General features: G+C 73.5%; 17 protein-coding genes. 13 read left to right on the top strand and 4 right to left on the bottom strand.

The annotated features are described in order from the left end of the window. Nucleotides 1-65: 65 nt before the first annotated feature. From ACF0H8_RS14905 to ACF0H8_RS14880, 6 genes are all read left to right on the top strand, one after another. Complete coding sequence (locus ACF0H8_RS14905) at nt 66-1,388, top strand: ABC transporter substrate-binding protein (RefSeq protein WP_395289675.1); 1,323 nt, start codon at nt 66-68, stop codon at nt 1,386-1,388. Then, the gene (locus ACF0H8_RS14900; protein WP_395289674.1) at nt 1,388-2,332 is read left to right on the top strand and encodes a carbohydrate ABC transporter permease; all 945 of its coding nucleotides are present in this window, start codon (nt 1,388-1,390) and stop codon (nt 2,330-2,332) included. The genes ACF0H8_RS14905 and ACF0H8_RS14900 overlap by 1 nt, the downstream gene beginning before the upstream one ends. Beyond that, nucleotides 2,332-3,183 carry a carbohydrate ABC transporter permease gene (locus ACF0H8_RS14895; protein WP_395289673.1) on the top strand — a complete coding sequence of 284 codons (852 nt, stop codon included), beginning with the start codon at nt 2,332-2,334 and terminating at the stop codon, nt 3,181-3,183. Before ACF0H8_RS14900 ends, ACF0H8_RS14895 begins: the two co-directional genes overlap by 1 nt. Then, nucleotides 3,180-3,932, top strand: a complete 753-nt coding sequence (locus ACF0H8_RS14890; RefSeq protein ID WP_395289672.1) for a sugar isomerase domain-containing protein — start codon at nt 3,180-3,182, stop codon at nt 3,930-3,932. Before ACF0H8_RS14895 ends, ACF0H8_RS14890 begins: the two co-directional genes overlap by 4 nt. 168 nt (nt 3,933-4,100) lie before the next feature. Continuing rightward, nucleotides 4,101-5,045 carry a sugar phosphate isomerase/epimerase family protein gene (locus tag ACF0H8_RS14885; RefSeq protein ID WP_395289671.1) on the top strand — a complete coding sequence of 315 codons (945 nt, stop codon included), beginning with the start codon at nt 4,101-4,103 and terminating at the stop codon, nt 5,043-5,045. 17 nt (nt 5,046-5,062) lie between these two features. After that, on the top strand, nt 5,063-6,496 hold the full coding sequence (locus tag ACF0H8_RS14880; RefSeq protein ID WP_395289670.1) for a xylulokinase: 1,434 nt from the start codon (nt 5,063-5,065) through the stop codon (nt 6,494-6,496). Nucleotides 6,497-6,628: 132 nt separating this feature from the next. Here the strand turns inward: ACF0H8_RS14880 and ACF0H8_RS14875 are convergent, their stop codons facing one another. From ACF0H8_RS14875 to ACF0H8_RS14865, 3 genes are all read right to left on the bottom strand, one after another. After that, nucleotides 6,629-7,936: an alkaline phosphatase family protein gene (locus ACF0H8_RS14875; RefSeq protein ID WP_395289669.1), complete on the bottom strand. Its 1,308-nt coding sequence runs from the start codon at nt 7,934-7,936 to the stop codon at nt 6,629-6,631. A gap of 217 nt (nt 7,937-8,153) precedes the next feature. Next, entirely contained in the window at nt 8,154-8,378 is a 225-nt protein-coding gene (locus ACF0H8_RS14870; protein WP_395289668.1) for a hypothetical protein, read from the bottom strand. Then, nucleotides 8,375-9,037 carry a DsbA family protein gene (locus ACF0H8_RS14865; RefSeq protein WP_395289667.1) on the bottom strand — a complete coding sequence of 221 codons (663 nt, stop codon included), beginning with the start codon at nt 9,035-9,037 and terminating at the stop codon, nt 8,375-8,377. The genes ACF0H8_RS14870 and ACF0H8_RS14865 overlap by 4 nt, the downstream gene beginning before the upstream one ends. Before the next feature lie 202 nt (nt 9,038-9,239). Between ACF0H8_RS14865 and ACF0H8_RS14860 the strand changes: the two genes are divergently transcribed. Further along, nucleotides 9,240-9,536: a UBP-type zinc finger domain-containing protein gene (locus ACF0H8_RS14860; RefSeq protein WP_395289666.1), complete on the top strand. Its 297-nt coding sequence runs from the start codon at nt 9,240-9,242 to the stop codon at nt 9,534-9,536. 85 nt (nt 9,537-9,621) lie between these two features. Here the strand turns inward: ACF0H8_RS14860 and ACF0H8_RS14855 are convergent, their stop codons facing one another. Then, nucleotides 9,622-10,539: a CAP domain-containing protein gene (locus ACF0H8_RS14855; protein WP_395289665.1), complete on the bottom strand. Its 918-nt coding sequence runs from the start codon at nt 10,537-10,539 to the stop codon at nt 9,622-9,624. A gap of 122 nt (nt 10,540-10,661) precedes the next feature. Here ACF0H8_RS14855 and ACF0H8_RS14850 point away from each other — a divergent pair, with 122 nt between their 5' ends. The 6 genes from ACF0H8_RS14850 to ACF0H8_RS14825 all read left to right on the top strand — a co-directional run bounded on the left by ACF0H8_RS14850 (nt 10,662) and on the right by ACF0H8_RS14825 (nt 15,289). After that, on the top strand, nt 10,662-11,555 hold the full coding sequence (locus ACF0H8_RS14850; RefSeq protein WP_395289664.1) for a glycosyltransferase family 2 protein: 894 nt from the start codon (nt 10,662-10,664) through the stop codon (nt 11,553-11,555). Nucleotides 11,556-11,692: 137 nt separating this feature from the next. Beyond that, nucleotides 11,693-11,926 carry a hypothetical protein gene (locus ACF0H8_RS14845; protein ID WP_395289663.1) on the top strand — a complete coding sequence of 78 codons (234 nt, stop codon included), beginning with the start codon at nt 11,693-11,695 and terminating at the stop codon, nt 11,924-11,926. Between the two features lie 250 nt (nt 11,927-12,176). Then, the gene (locus ACF0H8_RS14840) at nt 12,177-12,509 is read left to right on the top strand and encodes a DUF3140 domain-containing protein (RefSeq protein WP_395289662.1); all 333 of its coding nucleotides are present in this window, start codon (nt 12,177-12,179) and stop codon (nt 12,507-12,509) included. A 10-nt stretch (nt 12,510-12,519) separates the two neighbouring features. Beyond that, complete coding sequence (locus tag ACF0H8_RS14835) at nt 12,520-12,798, top strand: hypothetical protein (protein WP_395289661.1); 279 nt, start codon at nt 12,520-12,522, stop codon at nt 12,796-12,798. Next, nucleotides 12,798-13,631: an SDR family oxidoreductase gene (locus tag ACF0H8_RS14830; RefSeq protein ID WP_395289660.1), complete on the top strand. Its 834-nt coding sequence runs from the start codon at nt 12,798-12,800 to the stop codon at nt 13,629-13,631. Before ACF0H8_RS14835 ends, ACF0H8_RS14830 begins: the two co-directional genes overlap by 1 nt. A 362-nt stretch (nt 13,632-13,993) precedes the next feature. Continuing rightward, complete coding sequence (locus ACF0H8_RS14825) at nt 13,994-15,289, top strand: alpha-amylase family glycosyl hydrolase (RefSeq protein ID WP_395289659.1); 1,296 nt, start codon at nt 13,994-13,996, stop codon at nt 15,287-15,289. Nucleotides 15,290-15,293: the final 4 nt, after the last annotated feature.

Below are 15,293 nucleotides of genomic sequence, written 5' to 3'. Positions count from 1 at the left end.
CGCTGGCACCGACGCCGGAGCCGCGCGAACATTGTTGCGGGCACGGCTCACAGAGAGGTGAAGCAATGCGATCTAGAGCAGTGGCAGTCACGGCCGCCTCCACGGCCGCGGCGCTGGCGCTCGCCGCCTGCGGTGGTGGCGGCGGAGGCGGTGGCGGAGGCCAGGAGGGCGGGGGCGGCGAGGAGCTCGTCATCTGGCACATGGAGACGCCGCCCAACCGCGTCGAGGCCTTCAACGCCCTCGCCGAGAAGTACAACGCGACGGACCCCGAGCTCCCCGTCTCCTTCCAGGTCCAGGAGTGGGACCAGGTGTACTCGAAGATCGCCGCCGCGGCGCAGTCCGGCGACCAGCCCGACATCCTGTTCGCCATCCCGGACTTCGCCACCTACGTCAGGGAGATCGGTCTGGGGCAGCCCGTGACCGACGTCGTCGAGCGGATCGACGGCGAGCACGGGCTCGTCGAGAACGCCACCGACCCGTACCACGACGAGGACTACTGGGCCGTGCCGCTGTTCGGCATGATCCAGATGCTGTGGTACCGCGGCGACATGTTCCGCGAGGCGGGCCTGGAGGCGCCGCGTACCTGGGACGAGCTGCGCAACGCCGCCGAGACCCTCACCACCGAGGGGCGCAGCGGCATCGCGCTGCCCGCGGGGAAGAACCTCGCGACCGACCAGGTGATCTACAGCCTCATGATCACCTCGGGCGCCGCGAACATCTTCACCGAGGACGAGCAGGTCGACTTCGACAAGCCGGAGACCGTCGCGGCGTTCGAGCTGTACGACGAGCTCCTGCAGTACTCACCGCCCGACTCCGGCAACTACGCCTGGGGCGAGCCGCAGGCAGCCTTCAACAGCGGCGCCGCCGCCATGGCGATCGAGAAGGGCCAGTACCTCAGCCCCTGGCAGGAGGAGTCCGGCCGGCCGCCGGAGGACCTGGGCTGCGCGCCCATCCCGACCCCGGCCTCCGGCGGGCAGCCGGGGAGCATCTACTACTCGAACGCCGCCATGATCCTCTCCGACGACCAGGCGCGCGCCGACGGCGCCGGGGCGTTTCTCGAGTGGCTGGTCGACCCGGCCAGCTACGGCGACTTCCTCAACGCCGAGCCGGGCCTGTTCCTCCCGGTCACCGAGGACGGCGCCGACGAGTCCAACTGGCGCCAGCACGAGATCATCAGCACCTACCAGACGTGCGTGGACGCGATGCTCGAGCAGTCGCAGACCGGCGAGCTGTTCGGGTTCGTGGACGGCCAGTACGTCGAGCGGGTCGGGGACATCTCGGGCCAGAACCTGCTCGCCCAGGGCATCCAGCAGATGTACGTCAACGACATGTCGCCCCAGGACGCCGTGACGTGGACGCACGAGCAGATGCAGGCAGCGATCGAGTGATGGGCACCAGCACGATGGCCTCCCGGCCGGGCGCGCGGACGCTCACCGCGCGCCCGGCCCGGAGCCGGTCCGTCCACGCACGCGCCCAGGACAGGCTGCTCGGCTACGCCCTCGTGACGCCGATCGTCGTGATCATGGCCGTGGTCATCGCCTTCCCGCTGGTCAACGCGGTCCTGACGAGCCTGCGGGACGAGCGCGTCATCGGGTCGCCGTCGGACTGGGTGGGGTTCGAGACCTACACCCAGGTGGTCGCCGACCCCACCTTCTGGGGCGCCCTCGGCCGGTCGGGCATCTGGCTGGTCGTCAACATGATCGTCCAGACCGTGCTGGCCTTCGCCACCGCCCTGCTCCTCCAGCGCAGGGGCGTGTGGTCACGCACGGCCCGCACCTGGGTGATGCTCCCGTGGGTCATCCCGACCGTGGCGGTCGCCGTCATCTGGCAGTGGATGCTCAACTCCAACTACGGGATCGTCTACCGGATGTTCGCGGCGGTGGGGATCGACCTCGGCTCGCCCTTCTCCGACACCGGGGTGGCGCTCCTCGCCGTCATCCTGGTGAACAGCTGGCACTGGTTCCCCCTCGCCGCCGTCGTCATCTATGGCGCGCTGGCCACCGTGCCGGGCGAGGTGCTGGAGGCGGCGAAGATGGACGGCGCCAACGCGTGGCAGACGTTCTGGGCCGTCACCTTCCCGCTCCTGCAGCCGGTGCTGTTCGCCCTCGGGCTCGTCGGCTCGCTGTGGTCCTTCAACGTGCTCGACACGATCCTGCTCATCACCGGCGGCGGCCCGGCCGGGGCCACCACCACCGCGCCGGTGCACATCTACGAGACGGCGTTCGGCGCCTTCCGCAGCAGCGAGGCGGCGGCCGCCAGCGTCCTCGCGGTGATCGTGCTCGCGGTCGCGGCGGTGCTGTTCGTCAAGTTCCTACGCCCCGAGGAGGACTGATGGCCCGAGCGCAAGGCGCGGTCACGGCCACCCGGCCGGCCCGCAGCATTCCCCGCATCCTCGCCATGGTCGTCATCTCGATCCTGGTGCTGGGGCCGCTGTACTGGATCACGATCTCCGCGTTCAAGACCCGCGAGGAGATCATCCGCTCGACGCCCACGCTCTTCCCAGAGACGTGGACGCTGGCGAACTTCCAGGACCTCTTCGCCGCCACGGCGTACCCGACGTTCCTGAGCAACAGCCTCATCGTGGCCCTGGCGACCACCGTGGTGACCATCGTCGTCTCGGTGGCGGCCGCGTACGGCCTGTACCGGCTGCGGGTGCCGGGCAGCGGCAAGATCGCGGGCGTCGTGCTGCTGTCGTACATGATCCCCGGCTCGCTGCTGATCGTGCCGCTCTACCGGACCCTCGCCGGGATGGGGCTGATCAACACCCACGCCGGGCTGGTGCTCGTCAACGTCGCCTTCACGGCGCCGTTCTGCACCTGGCTGCTGCGCGGGTTCCTCCAGGCCGTGCCCGGGGAGATCGACGAGGCGGCCGCGATCGATGGCGCCGGGCCGGTGCGCACCATGATCCAGGTGGTGCTGCCGCTGCTGCTGCCCGGCATCGCCACCGTCACGGTGTACTCGTTCGTCTTCTCGTGGACGGAGTTCGTGTTCGCGTCGCAGTTCGTCCTCGACGACGCGCTCAAGACCCTCCCCATCGGGCTCAACGCGATCATCGAGCAGTACACGATCAACTGGGGCCTGATCATGGCCGGCGCCCTGTTCACCCTGCTGCCCACGGTGGTGCTCTTCCTGTTCGTCGGCCGGTACTTCGTCGGCGGCCTCATCGCGGGGTCGGCCAAGTGATCTCCGCCGAGCCGCTGACCCCGGCGGCGACGGAGTACCTCGACCGGGTGCAGCAGATCCTGGCCACCGCGGTCGTCGAGGAGGCGGGAGCCATCTCGGCCGCCGCGGCGCTTCTGGCCGAGCGGTTCGACGCCGACGGGCTGCTGTACGTCTTCGGCAGCGGGCACTCGCACGTCTTCGCCGAGGAGGCGTTCTACCGGGCCGGGGGCACGGCCCGGGTGTGTCCCGTGCTCAAGCCGGACTACATGCTCCACGTCAGCGCGCAGCGCAGCACGGAGCTCGAGCGCGAGTCCGGGCACGCGGAGGAGATCCTCGACGGGTACGCGCTGGACCCGCGGGTGGACACGATGCTCGTCGTGTCCAACTCCGGCGCGAACCCCCTGCCGGTGGAGGTGGCGCAGGCCGCCAGGTCGCGCGGGCTGCCGATCATCGCCATCACCTCGCGGGCCTACGCCTCGGCCAGCCGGCAGCCCGGGGCGAGGCTGCACGAGGTGGCCGACATCGTCGTCGACAACCACTGCCCACCCGGGGACGCGCTCGTGCAGCTGCGCGAGGACCTGCCCCGGGTGGGCCCGGCGTCGAGCGCGGTGGGGCTGGCGCTGCTCGACGCCATCGTCGTCGACGCCCTCGCGCGTCAGGTGGCACGCGGCTCCACACCGACGGTGTTCCTCAGCGCCGGCATGGCGGGGGCCGGCCCCCACAACGCGGCGCTCACGGCCACCTTCCGCCCCCGGGTGCCGCACCTCTAGGGGCGACGGCGATGCCGGCCCGCCGTCGCCCCGCCGCCGGCGCCGTCACACGCCCGCGGCGGCGCCGGCGGTACCACCACCCACGCGGCCCCCGCCGCATCCCACAAAACCAACGGGTCGGCCGCCGTCGACGGCGGCGACCCGTCCGACCGACGAGAGGAAGACGCGATGAAGCTCAGCTTCGAGGTTTGGCCGAACATGCCGTGGGGCCGGCTGGAGGCGGCCGGGCCGGCCTGGAACTCCTGGGGGGACAAGCCCTCGCCGTGGACGGCGACGCGCGTGGCCGAGTACGGCTACGACGGCGTCGACTTCATCTTCGGGCACCTGCTGAACGGCCCCTCCGCCGAGTACGACCAGCGCCTGGCCGACACCCGCGCCGCCGCCGAGTCCGCGGGCATCGACATCGGGTACGTCGCCCACCACACGACCTTCGTCACCGCCCGGGAGTACGACCGGGAGCGTGGCATCGAGAGCTTCAAGAAGGCGCTCGACGCCGCCAAGGCCCTGGGTGCGAAGTCTGCGTGCACGCTGCTGGGCGACGGCTACTACGACCCCCCGCTCAACGTGCTGCTGACCCGCAAGGAGGCATGGCGGCAGGCCAAGGAGGCGATCACGGAGGTCGCGGAGCACGCCGCGGGGCTGGGGCTCAACGTCAGCATCGAGCTGCTCCAGGGCACGATCCTCAACAAGGTCGAGCTGGTGGAGCGGATGTTCGACGAGATCGGCGCATCGAACCTGCGGATGACCATGGACACCGGCGCCTTCTACGTGGCGGTGAAGCCCTTCATGAGCGTGCGCGACGCCGTCAAGCGGCTGGCGCCGTACATCGACATCGTGCAGATCAAGGACGAGGTCGGGCTCCCCACCATCGTGGGCACCAACCACATCTGGTTCGGCGGCGGGCTCGTCGACTTCCGCGAGACCTTCGAGGCGCTCACGGAGATCGACTTCGACGGGTACGTCAGCGTCGAGTGGGAGGGCTGGCAGGTGGGCGGCCCGATCGGCGTCGGGGAGCCCGCCGGGGTCGGCCTCGCCGACTTCGACCGCGTCGCCGAGGAGTCCCTGGAGTTCCTCGCCGAGTTCGGGTTCACCCCGCGGCGCGCACGTGCATGAGCGCCCACGGTGGGGCCGTGGCGGTGGGCATCGACCTGGGCACCACGGGCGTCAAGGTCGTCGCCGTCCGGGCCGCGACGGGTGAGACCGTGGCCTCGGCGGCCCGGGAGTACGCCACGCTGCGCCCGGAGCCCGGCGCCCACGAGCAGGACCCCGAGAGGTGGTGGGAGGAGGCCGCGGCGGCCTGCCGGACCGTCACAGCTGTGGCCGGCACGGACGTGACGGCGGTGGGGCTCTCGGGGCAGATGCACACGCTGGTGCTCGTCGACGGCGCCGACCGGCCCGTCGGCCGGGCGATGACGTGGGCGGACCGGCGGGTGGGCGAGGACACCGCCCGCCTGGCCGCGGACCGGCGCTTCCGCAACCTCGGCGGCAACGACCCCGTCGACGCCTTCACGGCGCCCAAGCTCGCGTGGGTGGCGCGCACGCAGCCGGAGCGGCTCGCCCGCGCCGCGCGCATCGCCATGGCCAAGGACTTCGTCCGGTTCCGGCTCACCGGGACCTGGGCGACCGACACCACCGACGCCATCGGCACCCTGCTGTACGACGTCCGCTCGGGGCGGTGGAGCGAGGAGCTGTGGGAGGCCGTCGGCGCCAGCCCGGGGCTCGCGCCGCCGGTGGCCAGCCCCACCGACGTCGTCGGCGCGGTGACGGCGGAGGCGGCCTCGGTCACCGGCCTGCCCGTCGGCACGCCGGTGGCCGCGGGCTCGGGGGACGTCCCCGCCGCGGTCGTGGGGGCCGGCGCGGTGCACCGGGACCAGATCTGCCTCAACGTCGGGACCGCCGCGCAGGTCATGGGGCTCGCCCCGGGCCCCGACCCCGGGCCGGGCTTCCTCTTCGGGGCCGCGATCGGGAACGAGTTCATCGTCATGGCCTCGCTGTACGCGGCCGGCGCGAGCGTGCGGTGGGCGGCGCGGACTTTCACCGACGGCGCCGCGGACGACGCCGCGGCCCGGGCGCCGGCGGGCGCCGGGGGCCTGACCTACCTGCCGTTCATGTTCGGCGCGACGGTGCCCCGCAAGGACGACCGTGCCCGGGCAGCCTTCCTCGGCCAGCAGGAGCAGCACGGGCGCGACCACCTGGTGCGCGCCGTCCTCGAGGGGGTGGCGTACGGGTGCGCCGACGCCGTCGGTGCGGTGGCGGGCATCGTCGGCCCGCCCCGCGAGGTGCGGCTGGTGGGCGGGGTCAGCGCCTCGGAGATCTTCCGCGAGGCGCTCGCGTCGGTGCTGGACGCGCGGGTCGTGCGGGTGCCCGAAGGGGGCTCCGCGCGCGGCGCGGCACTGCTCGGCCTGCTGGCCGTGACGCCCGGCGGCGCGGCCGAGCCGCTGCTGGCGGCCGGGTCGCCGGTGGAGCCGGCAACCGGCGAGACGCACCGGGCGTACCGGGAGGCCTATGCCCGCTACCGGGGAGCGGCCACGCGGCTGCTGGGCGCGCCCGCGGCGCCGCCATGAACATCAGCCCCTACGCCGCCGTTGAAACGGCTGCCGCTCGGCGGCGGTGACCCTCGACCTCCCCGGGCCTTGCGCCGTGCCCTGCTCGGGCCGGGTGGGAGCGCCACGTTCCCACCCGGCCCGTGCTGCTCCTCAGTCCCGTGCCGGCACGAGAGCCTCGGTGAGCACGCGACCCTGCACGCCGGCGGGGGAGTCGACGCCGAGCATGTGGGCGACGGTGGGCGTGATGTCGACCAGGCGCGGGTTCGCCGGGGCGGCGCCGGGACGCACGCCAGAGCCGGCGATGAGGAAGGCGATGGACAGCTCCTGGGTGGTGCCGTGGCGGCCGCGGGTGTGCTCCGCGTCGGCGTCGAACATCGCCCAGCCCGGCTGCGGCTCGACGACCAGGTTTCCGTAGGCGGGTGCCATGTGCATGGCCGCCTGCTCGGCCCTGTCGTAGATGCTGCCGATGCCCTCCACGCCCGCGAGCACCTCTTCCACCCGGGGCAGGGCACTGGCATCCCCGGCGAGGTCGCCGATGAGGTGGACCGAGGTCAGGCCGCCGCCGGCGAGGACCACGTTCGTCTCCGCGGAGGGCCGACGGTTGGTGCTCACCCACTCGGCCTGGAAGCCCGCGGCGTCCAGGGCCGCCTCGGTCTGGGGACCGTTGACGTGGTCGTAGGAGGTGATGCCGTGGTCCCCGGAGAGCAGGAAGGTGGTCCTCCAGTAGGTTCCGGCACGCTTGGTGGCCTGGACGACGCGTCCGACCTGCTCGTCCACCCGCACGAGGGCGTCGAGGATGTCTTCGCTGGCGTCGCCGCTGGCGTGGCCGGTGGAGTCGAGGTCGTCGCAGTACATCGCGAGGAAGTCGGGCACCTCGGGCACGGTGACCCGCGTGCCCCCGGAGCTCACCGGCCGGCCCTCGAGGATCGCGACGGCGTCGTCCGCCCGCTTGTCGCAGGTTCCGCCGGGCTGGGTGTACAGGGCGTCGGGATCGCCGTAGGTGACGCCGCGGTTCTGGAGGATGAACCACTGCACGGAGGCGACGGTCTTGCCGGCGGCGGCCAGGGCCTCGCCGAGGGTCTCGCCGGCGATGGCACGCGACTGCCCGCGCACGGTGCCGGCTGCGGGGTCGTAGTAGTAGGCGGCGTTGAGGTGTTGCTCGGGGTAGGCACCGGTGGCGGCTGAGGACCAGGACTGGTTGGTCACGCTGGCCATCACCCCGGTGCCCGTGGTGAGCGCGCCACGCCGGGCGAGGGCCTCGATGTTCGGCAGCTCGACGCGGCCGTCGAGGTACTCCGCGTCGAAGCCGTCGATGGCGAAGAAGACGACCTTTGGTTCGTCCGTCGTGGTCTCCGCGGTGGTTGCGGCGGCCGGGGCGAGCGCGGTGACGAGCCCGGCGGCGGCCAGTGCTGCTGTGGTCAGGACCGCGCCGGCGCGGCGTGTGCGTGTCGTTCCCATGGTTCCCCCTGCGTCTGTCCGGATCGGCCGCGGTCAATTCGGACCTGTACCGGCCGTCAATGTGCGCGGCGACCGTAGCGACGGCGGGTTTCGGCGCCGCGAACGCGGGGGAGAGGGGATGTGGCTGGTGGGCGAATGACCGCTTCCGGGCGGCAGACGAGAGCCCCCGTCCATGTGGACGGGGGCTCTCGTGCGGGCCTGGCTCGTCGAAGGAGCCTCAGGCCTCCGGACGATGAGGCACGGAGCAGACTCCGTCGGCGCAGTAGCCGGCCGCGTCGTCGCCGAGTGGCTGGAGCGCGGCGAGGGACGGCACGAGGCCCGCGCGGCCCAGCTCCGTCGCGGCGGCAGGCACCGCGGGCGCGGCAGCCGGCTGGCCCACGGCCACGCCCTGCGCCGACGTCGCGGCGGTCACGCCCCCGGCGTGGGGCGTCGCGCCGCTCATCGCGCCACCTGTTCGGCGGCCTGGTCCTCCCTCGCCCGGCGCAGCGCCTCGGCGAAGACCTCGGGGCTCTGGGCGCCGGAGACGCCGTACTTCTCGCCGATGATGTAGAACGGCACGCCGCGGATGCCGATCTGCTGGGCGGCGGCGATGTCGGCCTGCACGGCGCCCCGGTACGTGCCCTGGGCGAGCGCCTCCCGCGCCTCGTCCGGGTCCAGCCCGGCCTCGGCCGCCAGGGACACCAGGTCCTCGTCGTGGCCGACGTGCCTGCCCTGCTCGAAGTAGGCAGAGAACAGCCGCTCCATCAGCTCGAGCTGCAGGCCCTTGGCCTTGGCCAGATGGAGCAGCTCGTGCGCCTTGAGCGTCTTGGTGTGCTGGACGTTGTCGAAGTCGTAGGCCAGGCCCTCGCCGGCGGCGATCTGGGTCACCTGGCCCAGCATCTGCGCGACCTGCTCGTGGGGCATGCCCTTGTGGCCGGCGAGGAAGTCGACCTCGCTGCCCTCGAAGTCCACCGGGGTGTCCGGGGCGAGCTCGAAGGAGTGGTACTCCACCCTGACCTCGCCGTCGTGGCCGGCCGCGGCCGTCTCGAACCGGCGCTTGCCGATGAAGCACCACGGGCAGGCGACGTCGGACCACACGTGCACGGAGATGGGTTCGCTCATGGACGCTGCAACGCCCCGCGAGCCGCCAGCATTCCGTCCCGGTCCGGTTCTCTTACCCGAGCGGCCGGTGCGGTCCGTCACCGTCCCCTGGACGGTGCGGGCTCGTCACGTCCCCCGGCTGGTGCGGCCGGTCACGTCCCGGGCCGGTGCGGTCCGGCGCCGCGCGTCTGGCCCAGGGCCGCGTCATGCGCTGAGATGGGCCATGGCCCTCTGCCTGCACCTGGACACCATCGATGACACCGTCACGCCCGACGGCGCGCCCGGTTGCGAGGAGTGCCTGGCCACCGGGGCCGGATGGGTGCACCTGCGCGCGTGCCAGGTGTGCGGCCACATCGGCTGCTGCGACTCGTCCCCGAACCGGCACGCCCGCGGGCACAGCCACGCCACCGGCCACCCGGTGGTGCGCAGCTACGAGCCCGGCGAGGGCTGGTACTTCTGCTTCCCCGACGACGTGACGTTCGACGTCGACGACGCCCCGCCCGCGCCGTCGCACGCCTGAGCGGGGCGCAGCAACGCCCGGCCTCGCGCACCCGGGCGCGCGCGGGCCCGCACCCGGTGGGGTGCGGGCCCGCGCGAGGCGATGATCAGCGGCCGAAGACACTCAGCAGCAGGTCGACGATCCAGCGCTGGAGGCTGTTGAAGCCGCTGACGGCCACGGGCTCCTGGCGCTCCTTCTCCGGGGCGGCGGTCGCCGTCTCCTCCGCCTCGGCGGGCTCCTCGGGCGCGGGGGCCGGCTCCTCCGCGGGGTCCTCGGCGGGGGCCGCGGCGGGCTCCTCGGCGGGGGCCGCGGCGGGCTCCTCGGCGGGGGCCGCGGCGGGCTCCTCGGCGGGGGCCGCGGCGGGCTCCTCGGCCGGCGCGGGCGCGGGCTCCTCAGAGGCGGGGGCGGGCTTCTCCGCCGGCCCATCCTCGGCCGGGGCCGGGGCCGGGGCCGGGGCCGGGGCGCGCTTCTCCTGGGCCGGCGCGGGCGCCTGGGCGTCCGCGAGGCCGCCGGGGTAGCTGCCGAAGTTCTGGGTCGCGTAGACGTCGCCGTCGGCGTTCTGGGCGATGCCGACGCCGGTGTGGGTCATGTCGGCGTCGAGGATGTTGCGGCGGTGGCCGTCGGAGTTGATCCAGCCGTCGACGAAGACCTCGGCCATCTGCTCGACGCTGTAGCCGTTGAGGTAGGCGACGTTCTCCGCCCAGGCGCGGGCGCCGGCGGGCATCTGGTCGCCGTAGCTGGGGTTGTGGAACATGCGGCCCTGGGCGGCCTGGTTCTCGCTCCAGCTGCGGGCGACCTCGTCGATGGAGGCGCTGCGGGCCAGCGGCGCGACGCCCTGCTGGACACGGTAGGCGTTGATCTGCTCGAAGACCTCGGCCTCGAGCGCGGCCATCGCGGACGGCGCGACGACGGCGGGCGCGGGGGCCGCCGTCGCCGGGGCGGCGCCGGCCATGCCGAGGGGGACGGCGACGGCGGCCGCGGCCAGGGCGGCGAGAGCGGGACGGTGGTGCTTACGCAGCGACAAGAGAGTTCTCCGCGGGAGGGTGGATCGGACGCCGGGAAGGTAACAGTTCGATAACGTCCGGAGCGAATCGCCGGAGCGGTGCCGGGGTGCCGGGGCGGGCCGGCGCGGCTATAACGCCAACCATGGATCTGCGCGTCGGCGTCGTCGTCATCACCCACAACCGCCGGGACGAGCTGTGCCGCACGCTCGGCGCCCTGCGGGCCCTGCCCGAGGCCCCGCACGTCGTCGTGGTGGACAACGGCTCGGAGGACGGCACCGCCCGGACCGTGCGGGAGCGGTACCCCTGGGTCGAGCTCGTGGCCAGTGAGAAGAACCTCGGCGCGGTGGGCCGCAACGTGGGCGTGGCCCGGCTCGAGACTCCCTACGTCGCGTTCTGCGACGACGACACCTGGTGGGCCCCTGGCTCCCTGGCCCGCGCGGCCGACGCGCTGGACGCCTCCCCGGACGTGGCGGTGATCACGGCGCGGATCGTCGTCGAGCCCGCGGGCACCGAGGACCCCATCGTGGCGGAGCTGCGCGAGTCCCCGGTGCGGGGACGGCCCGGGCTGCCGGGGCCGGCGCTGGGCAGCTTCCTGGCGGGGGCGTCGGTCCTGCGACGCGAGGCGTTCCAGGAGGTCGGCGGTTTTCATCCGCGGCTGTGGCTCGGCGGTGAGGAGGAGCTGCTCGCGGCGGACCTGGCCGCGGCCGGGTGGGAGCTGTGCTACCTGGAGGAGCTCACCGTGCACCACCAGGCCTCGGCGGCCCGTGACGCCGACAAGCGGCTGCGCGACGGGATCCGGAACACGCTGTGGTTCACCTGGCTGCGCCGGCCGGTGCCGGCGGCCCTGCGCCGCACCGGGGTGGTGCTGCGCCAGGCGGAGATCGGCCGCCCGGCGCTCGGCGGTGTCGGCGCCGCGCTCGCGGGGCTGCCGTGGGTCCTGCGCGAGCGGCGCGTGCTGCCCCCGCACGTGGAGGCCCGCTTCCTGGCGCTGGAGGACGCCCAGCGGCGCTCGGCGGCACGCCGGTACGTGCGGTGAGCGGCCGGAACACCGCGGGAGGAACGGCCGGGATACCCCCGCTGAGCGCGCTGTGAAGCAGCTCCGCCGCGGTGACAATGACGACGAGATCGCCGTTGGGGTTCCCGCCCGGGCGCCTGAGGGCGCACCATGGGGGTATGAGCTCCCGTCCCGCACACCGCCCGCACCTCGCGAACAGCCCTTTCAACAAGGCCCGGATGGCGGCACAGGCGGTGGGGGAGCCGATCCCGGTCGGGAGCCGCGTCTCGCACGACCGCCACGGCGTGGGCACGGTCGTCGCCCTCGACGGCGAGGCGTCGGTGATCGTGGACTTCGGCGGCGGCGAGCTGCGCCGGGTGGCGCTGAACAGCTCGCGTCTCGAGCGCCTCTGACCTGAGCCGCGTCGGCCCGAACGGGCCCTCGCCGCGTGGTGCCGCCAGGGCCGTCGCCGCCGCGTGGTGCTGGTGCCGCACGCCGTCGGACTGGGCCGCGACGACCGGCCGGCGCCCCGCCCGGTGCTGGTGCCGTACGCCGTCGGGCCGGGCCGCGGCGGCCGGCCGGCGCCGCGTCCGGGTGCGGGCTCGGAGAGGTGCTCGTACCGTCGAGACTCGCAAGGAGCCCGAACCGACGAGGGAAGGCACCATGGCCGAGACGAACATCGACGACGCGCTGTGGGACGAGTTCCACGCGCTGGCGAACATGAGCTCGCAGGAGCTGCGCGACTGGCTCGCCACGGCGGACGCGGGGGAGCAGACCGAGGCGCCGCCCGACCAGGCCGGCAACGAGCGCTCCCGCAAGGTGCTGGAGGTGCTCGGCAAGCGCCGCGCCGACCTCACCGACGACGACGTGGTGGTCATGCGCGACGTCGTCGAGGCGATCCGCCAGGCGCGCGGCGACCAGCCCGAGCCCACCGCCGGCGACGACGCGTGGCGCCACCGGCTCATGTCCCTCGGTCACGACCCGCTCAAGCCCTGAGGAGGCAGTCATGGCATCGACCAGCCACACCACCACCGACCACGACGAGATCCGCAAGTGGGTCGAGGCCCACGACGGCAAGCCGGCGAGCGTGCGCGGCACGGAGTCCAAGGGCGCGCCCGGCGTGCTGCGCATCGACTTCCCCGGCGGGGCCGGCGAGAAGGAGCTCGAGCACATCAGCTGGGACGACTGGTTCGATAAGTTCGAGTCCGAGAACCTCGCCTTCCTCTACCAGGAGCGAAAGGCCGACGGCTCGGACAGCACCTTCTTCAAGCTGGTCTCTCGCTGATGGCGGCGACGCCGGACCCGACCCGGCCGCCGGCGGCGTTCGAGCCTCGCCGCGTCATCATCACCGGGTCCGACTCCGGGATCGGCAAGGCCACCGCCGTCGCGCTCGCCGCGCCGGGCCGGCAGATCGCCATCACGTGGCACGAGGACGCCGACGGCGCCGCCCGCACCGCCGAGGAGGTGGAGCACGCCGGCGCCTCGGCGCTGGTGCGCCGTCTGGACCTCACCGAGCCCGAGCAGGGCGCGCGGCTCGTCGACGAGGTCGCCGCCGAGATGGGCGGCCTCGACGCGCTGGTGCTCTGCTCGGGCACCGGGACCAGCGAGCTCATGCTGGACATGGACTACGCCCGGTGGCGCGAGGTGATCTCGGTCGACCTCGACGGCGCCTTCTGCTGCCTGCAGGCCGGCGCGCGGCGCATGATCGACGGCGGCACCGGCGGGCGGATCGTCGCGATCACCTCCGTCCACGAGCACGCCCCGCGGGTGGGGGCGGCGCCCTACTGCGCCGCCAAGGGCGGGCTCGGCCTGCTGGTCAAGGTCGCCGCGCTCGAGCTGGCCGAGCACGGCATCACGGTCAACGCGGTCGCGCCCGGCGAGATCAGCACCCCGATGACCGGCCAGGAGGACGAGTCCCCACTGGCCGGCAAGGACCGCCCGGGCATCCCGGTGGCCCGGCCGGGCGACGCCCGGGAGATCGCCGCGACGGTGGCGTTCCTGTGCGGGCCGGACGCCGGGTACGTCAACGGCGCGTCGTGGGTGGTCGACGGCGGCATGCTGCAGATGGGCCCGCAGGCCGGCTCGCACCTGGAGAGCGACGACTGGCGGCGGCCCTAGCCGTCTGGCGGCGGCGCTCGCTCCGAGTGTGACGTTGTCGGGGTGGGCGTCGGCGAGTGTGACGTTGTGAGTGTGCGCCCGTCGGCGAGTGTGACGTTGTCGGGGTAGGGCGTCGGCGAGTGTGACGTTGTGAGTGTGCGCCCGTCGGCGAGTGTGACGTTGTGGGTGTGCGCCCGTCGGCGAGTGTGACGTTGTCGGGGTAGGGCGTCGGCGAGTGTGACGTTCTCGGTGGTTAACGGGCGCGGATATCGCCGAGAACGTCGCACTCGAGCCCCAAGTCCTGACGGCCGCACCGGTCCGCGCCCGCGACGACGAAGCGCCCAGGTGGTGGGCACCGGCGCGGGCACGCGAGGATGCCGGGCATGACCTCCTGGCACGAGCACGCGATCTTCTGGCACGTCTACCCCCTCGGCCTCGTCGGGGCGGAGGCCGTGCTGGAGGAGGGGCGGGAGGTGGCCCATCGCCTGCCGCGGTTGGTGGAATGGCTGGACTACGCCGTCGAGCTCGGCGTCTCGGGCCTGCTGCTCGGCCCCGTCTTCACCTCCTACAGCCACGGCTACGACACCCTCGACCACTTCTCCATCGACCCGCGGCTCGGCGACCGCGCCGACTTCGACGCCCTGGTCGCGGCCGCGCACGCCCGCGGGCTGAAGGTCGTGCTCGACGGCGTGTTCGACCACCTGGGCTCGCGCCACCCGCTCGTCCGCCGCGCGCTGGAGCGCCCCGACGCACCCGAGGGGGCGATGTTCCGCCTCAGCTGGCCGTCCGACGGCGGCGCGCCGGCGTACGAGACCTTCGAGGGGCACGAGGGGCTGGTGGCCCTGGACCACGACGCCGACGCCACCGTCGAGCTCGTCACCGAGGTCATGCGGTACTGGCTCGCCGCCGGCGCCGACGGCTGGCGCCTCGACGCCGCCTACGCCGTGCCGCCGTCCCTCTGGGCCCGGGTGCTGCCCGCCGTGCGCGCCGACCACCCGGAGGCCTACGTCGTCGGCGAGGTGATCCACGGGGACTACCCGGCGGTGGTCGCCGGGTCCGGGATGGACTCGGTGACCCAGTACGAGCTGTGGAAGGCGGTCTGGAGCTCGCTGAACGACCGGAACCTCTACGAGCTCGAGCACGCCCTGGGCCGCCACGACACGATGCTCGCCACGTTCGCGCCGCAGACGTTCGTCGGCAACCACGACGTCACCCGCCTGGCCTCCCGGCTGACCGACACCCGGCACCTGCCGCACGCCCTCGTCGTGCTGTTCACCGTCGGCGGCACCCCCAGCGTGTACTACGGCGACGAGCAGGCGTTCACCGGCGTCAAGGAGGAGCGCCTCGGCGGCGACGACGCCATCCGCCCGGCGTTCCCGGCCACCCCGGCGGACCTGGCGCCCGAGGGCTGGCCGACCTACCGCCTGCACCAGGAGCTCATCGCCCTGCGCCGCAGGCACCCGTGGCTCCACCGCGCCCGCACCCGCAGCCTGCACCTGAGCAACGAGGTGCTCGCCTACGAGGTCGGGGCCGAGGAGGGGCGCCTCGCCGTCGTCCTCAACATCGGTGACGTGGAGGCCGTGGTCACCGCCCAGGCGGGCGAGCTGCTCGCGGGCCACGCTCAGGTGCGCGGGGACCGCGTGCACGTGCCGGCGCACGGGTGGGCCGTGCTCGCGTAGCGCG

Source organism: Georgenia sp. AZ-5 (genome assembly GCF_043952095.1).
Taxonomy (GTDB): Bacteria; Actinomycetota; Actinomycetes; order Actinomycetales; family Actinomycetaceae; genus Georgenia.
This window is presented reverse-complemented; position numbering and strand designations above follow the sequence as displayed.

Bases quoted from the DNA above. Each gene is read 5' to 3' on its own strand.
- ACF0H8_RS14905 (WP_395289675.1), top strand. From the start codon at position 66: ATGCGATCTAGAGCAGTGGCAGTCACGGCCGCCTCCACGGCCGCGGCG.
- ACF0H8_RS14900 (WP_395289674.1), top strand. From the start codon at position 1,388: ATGGGCACCAGCACGATGGCCTCCCGGCCGGGCGCGCGGACGCTCACC.
- ACF0H8_RS14895 (WP_395289673.1), top strand. From the start codon at position 2,332: ATGGCCCGAGCGCAAGGCGCGGTCACGGCCACCCGGCCGGCCCGCAGC.
- ACF0H8_RS14885 (WP_395289671.1), top strand. From the start codon at position 4,101: ATGAAGCTCAGCTTCGAGGTTTGGCCGAACATGCCGTGGGGCCGGCTG.
- ACF0H8_RS14875 (WP_395289669.1), bottom strand. From the start codon at position 7,936: ATGGGAACGACACGCACACGCCGCGCCGGCGCGGTCCTGACCACAGCA.
- ACF0H8_RS14870 (WP_395289668.1), bottom strand. From the start codon at position 8,378: ATGAGCGGCGCGACGCCCCACGCCGGGGGCGTGACCGCCGCGACGTCG.
- ACF0H8_RS14865 (WP_395289667.1), bottom strand. From the start codon at position 9,037: ATGAGCGAACCCATCTCCGTGCACGTGTGGTCCGACGTCGCCTGCCCG.
- ACF0H8_RS14860 (WP_395289666.1), top strand. From the start codon at position 9,240: ATGGCCCTCTGCCTGCACCTGGACACCATCGATGACACCGTCACGCCC.
- ACF0H8_RS14850 (WP_395289664.1), top strand. From the start codon at position 10,662: ATGGATCTGCGCGTCGGCGTCGTCGTCATCACCCACAACCGCCGGGAC.
- ACF0H8_RS14845 (WP_395289663.1), top strand. From the start codon at position 11,693: ATGAGCTCCCGTCCCGCACACCGCCCGCACCTCGCGAACAGCCCTTTC.
- ACF0H8_RS14840 (WP_395289662.1), top strand. From the start codon at position 12,177: ATGGCCGAGACGAACATCGACGACGCGCTGTGGGACGAGTTCCACGCG.
- ACF0H8_RS14835 (WP_395289661.1), top strand. From the start codon at position 12,520: ATGGCATCGACCAGCCACACCACCACCGACCACGACGAGATCCGCAAG.
- ACF0H8_RS14830 (WP_395289660.1), top strand. From the start codon at position 12,798: ATGGCGGCGACGCCGGACCCGACCCGGCCGCCGGCGGCGTTCGAGCCT.
- ACF0H8_RS14825 (WP_395289659.1), top strand. From the start codon at position 13,994: ATGACCTCCTGGCACGAGCACGCGATCTTCTGGCACGTCTACCCCCTC.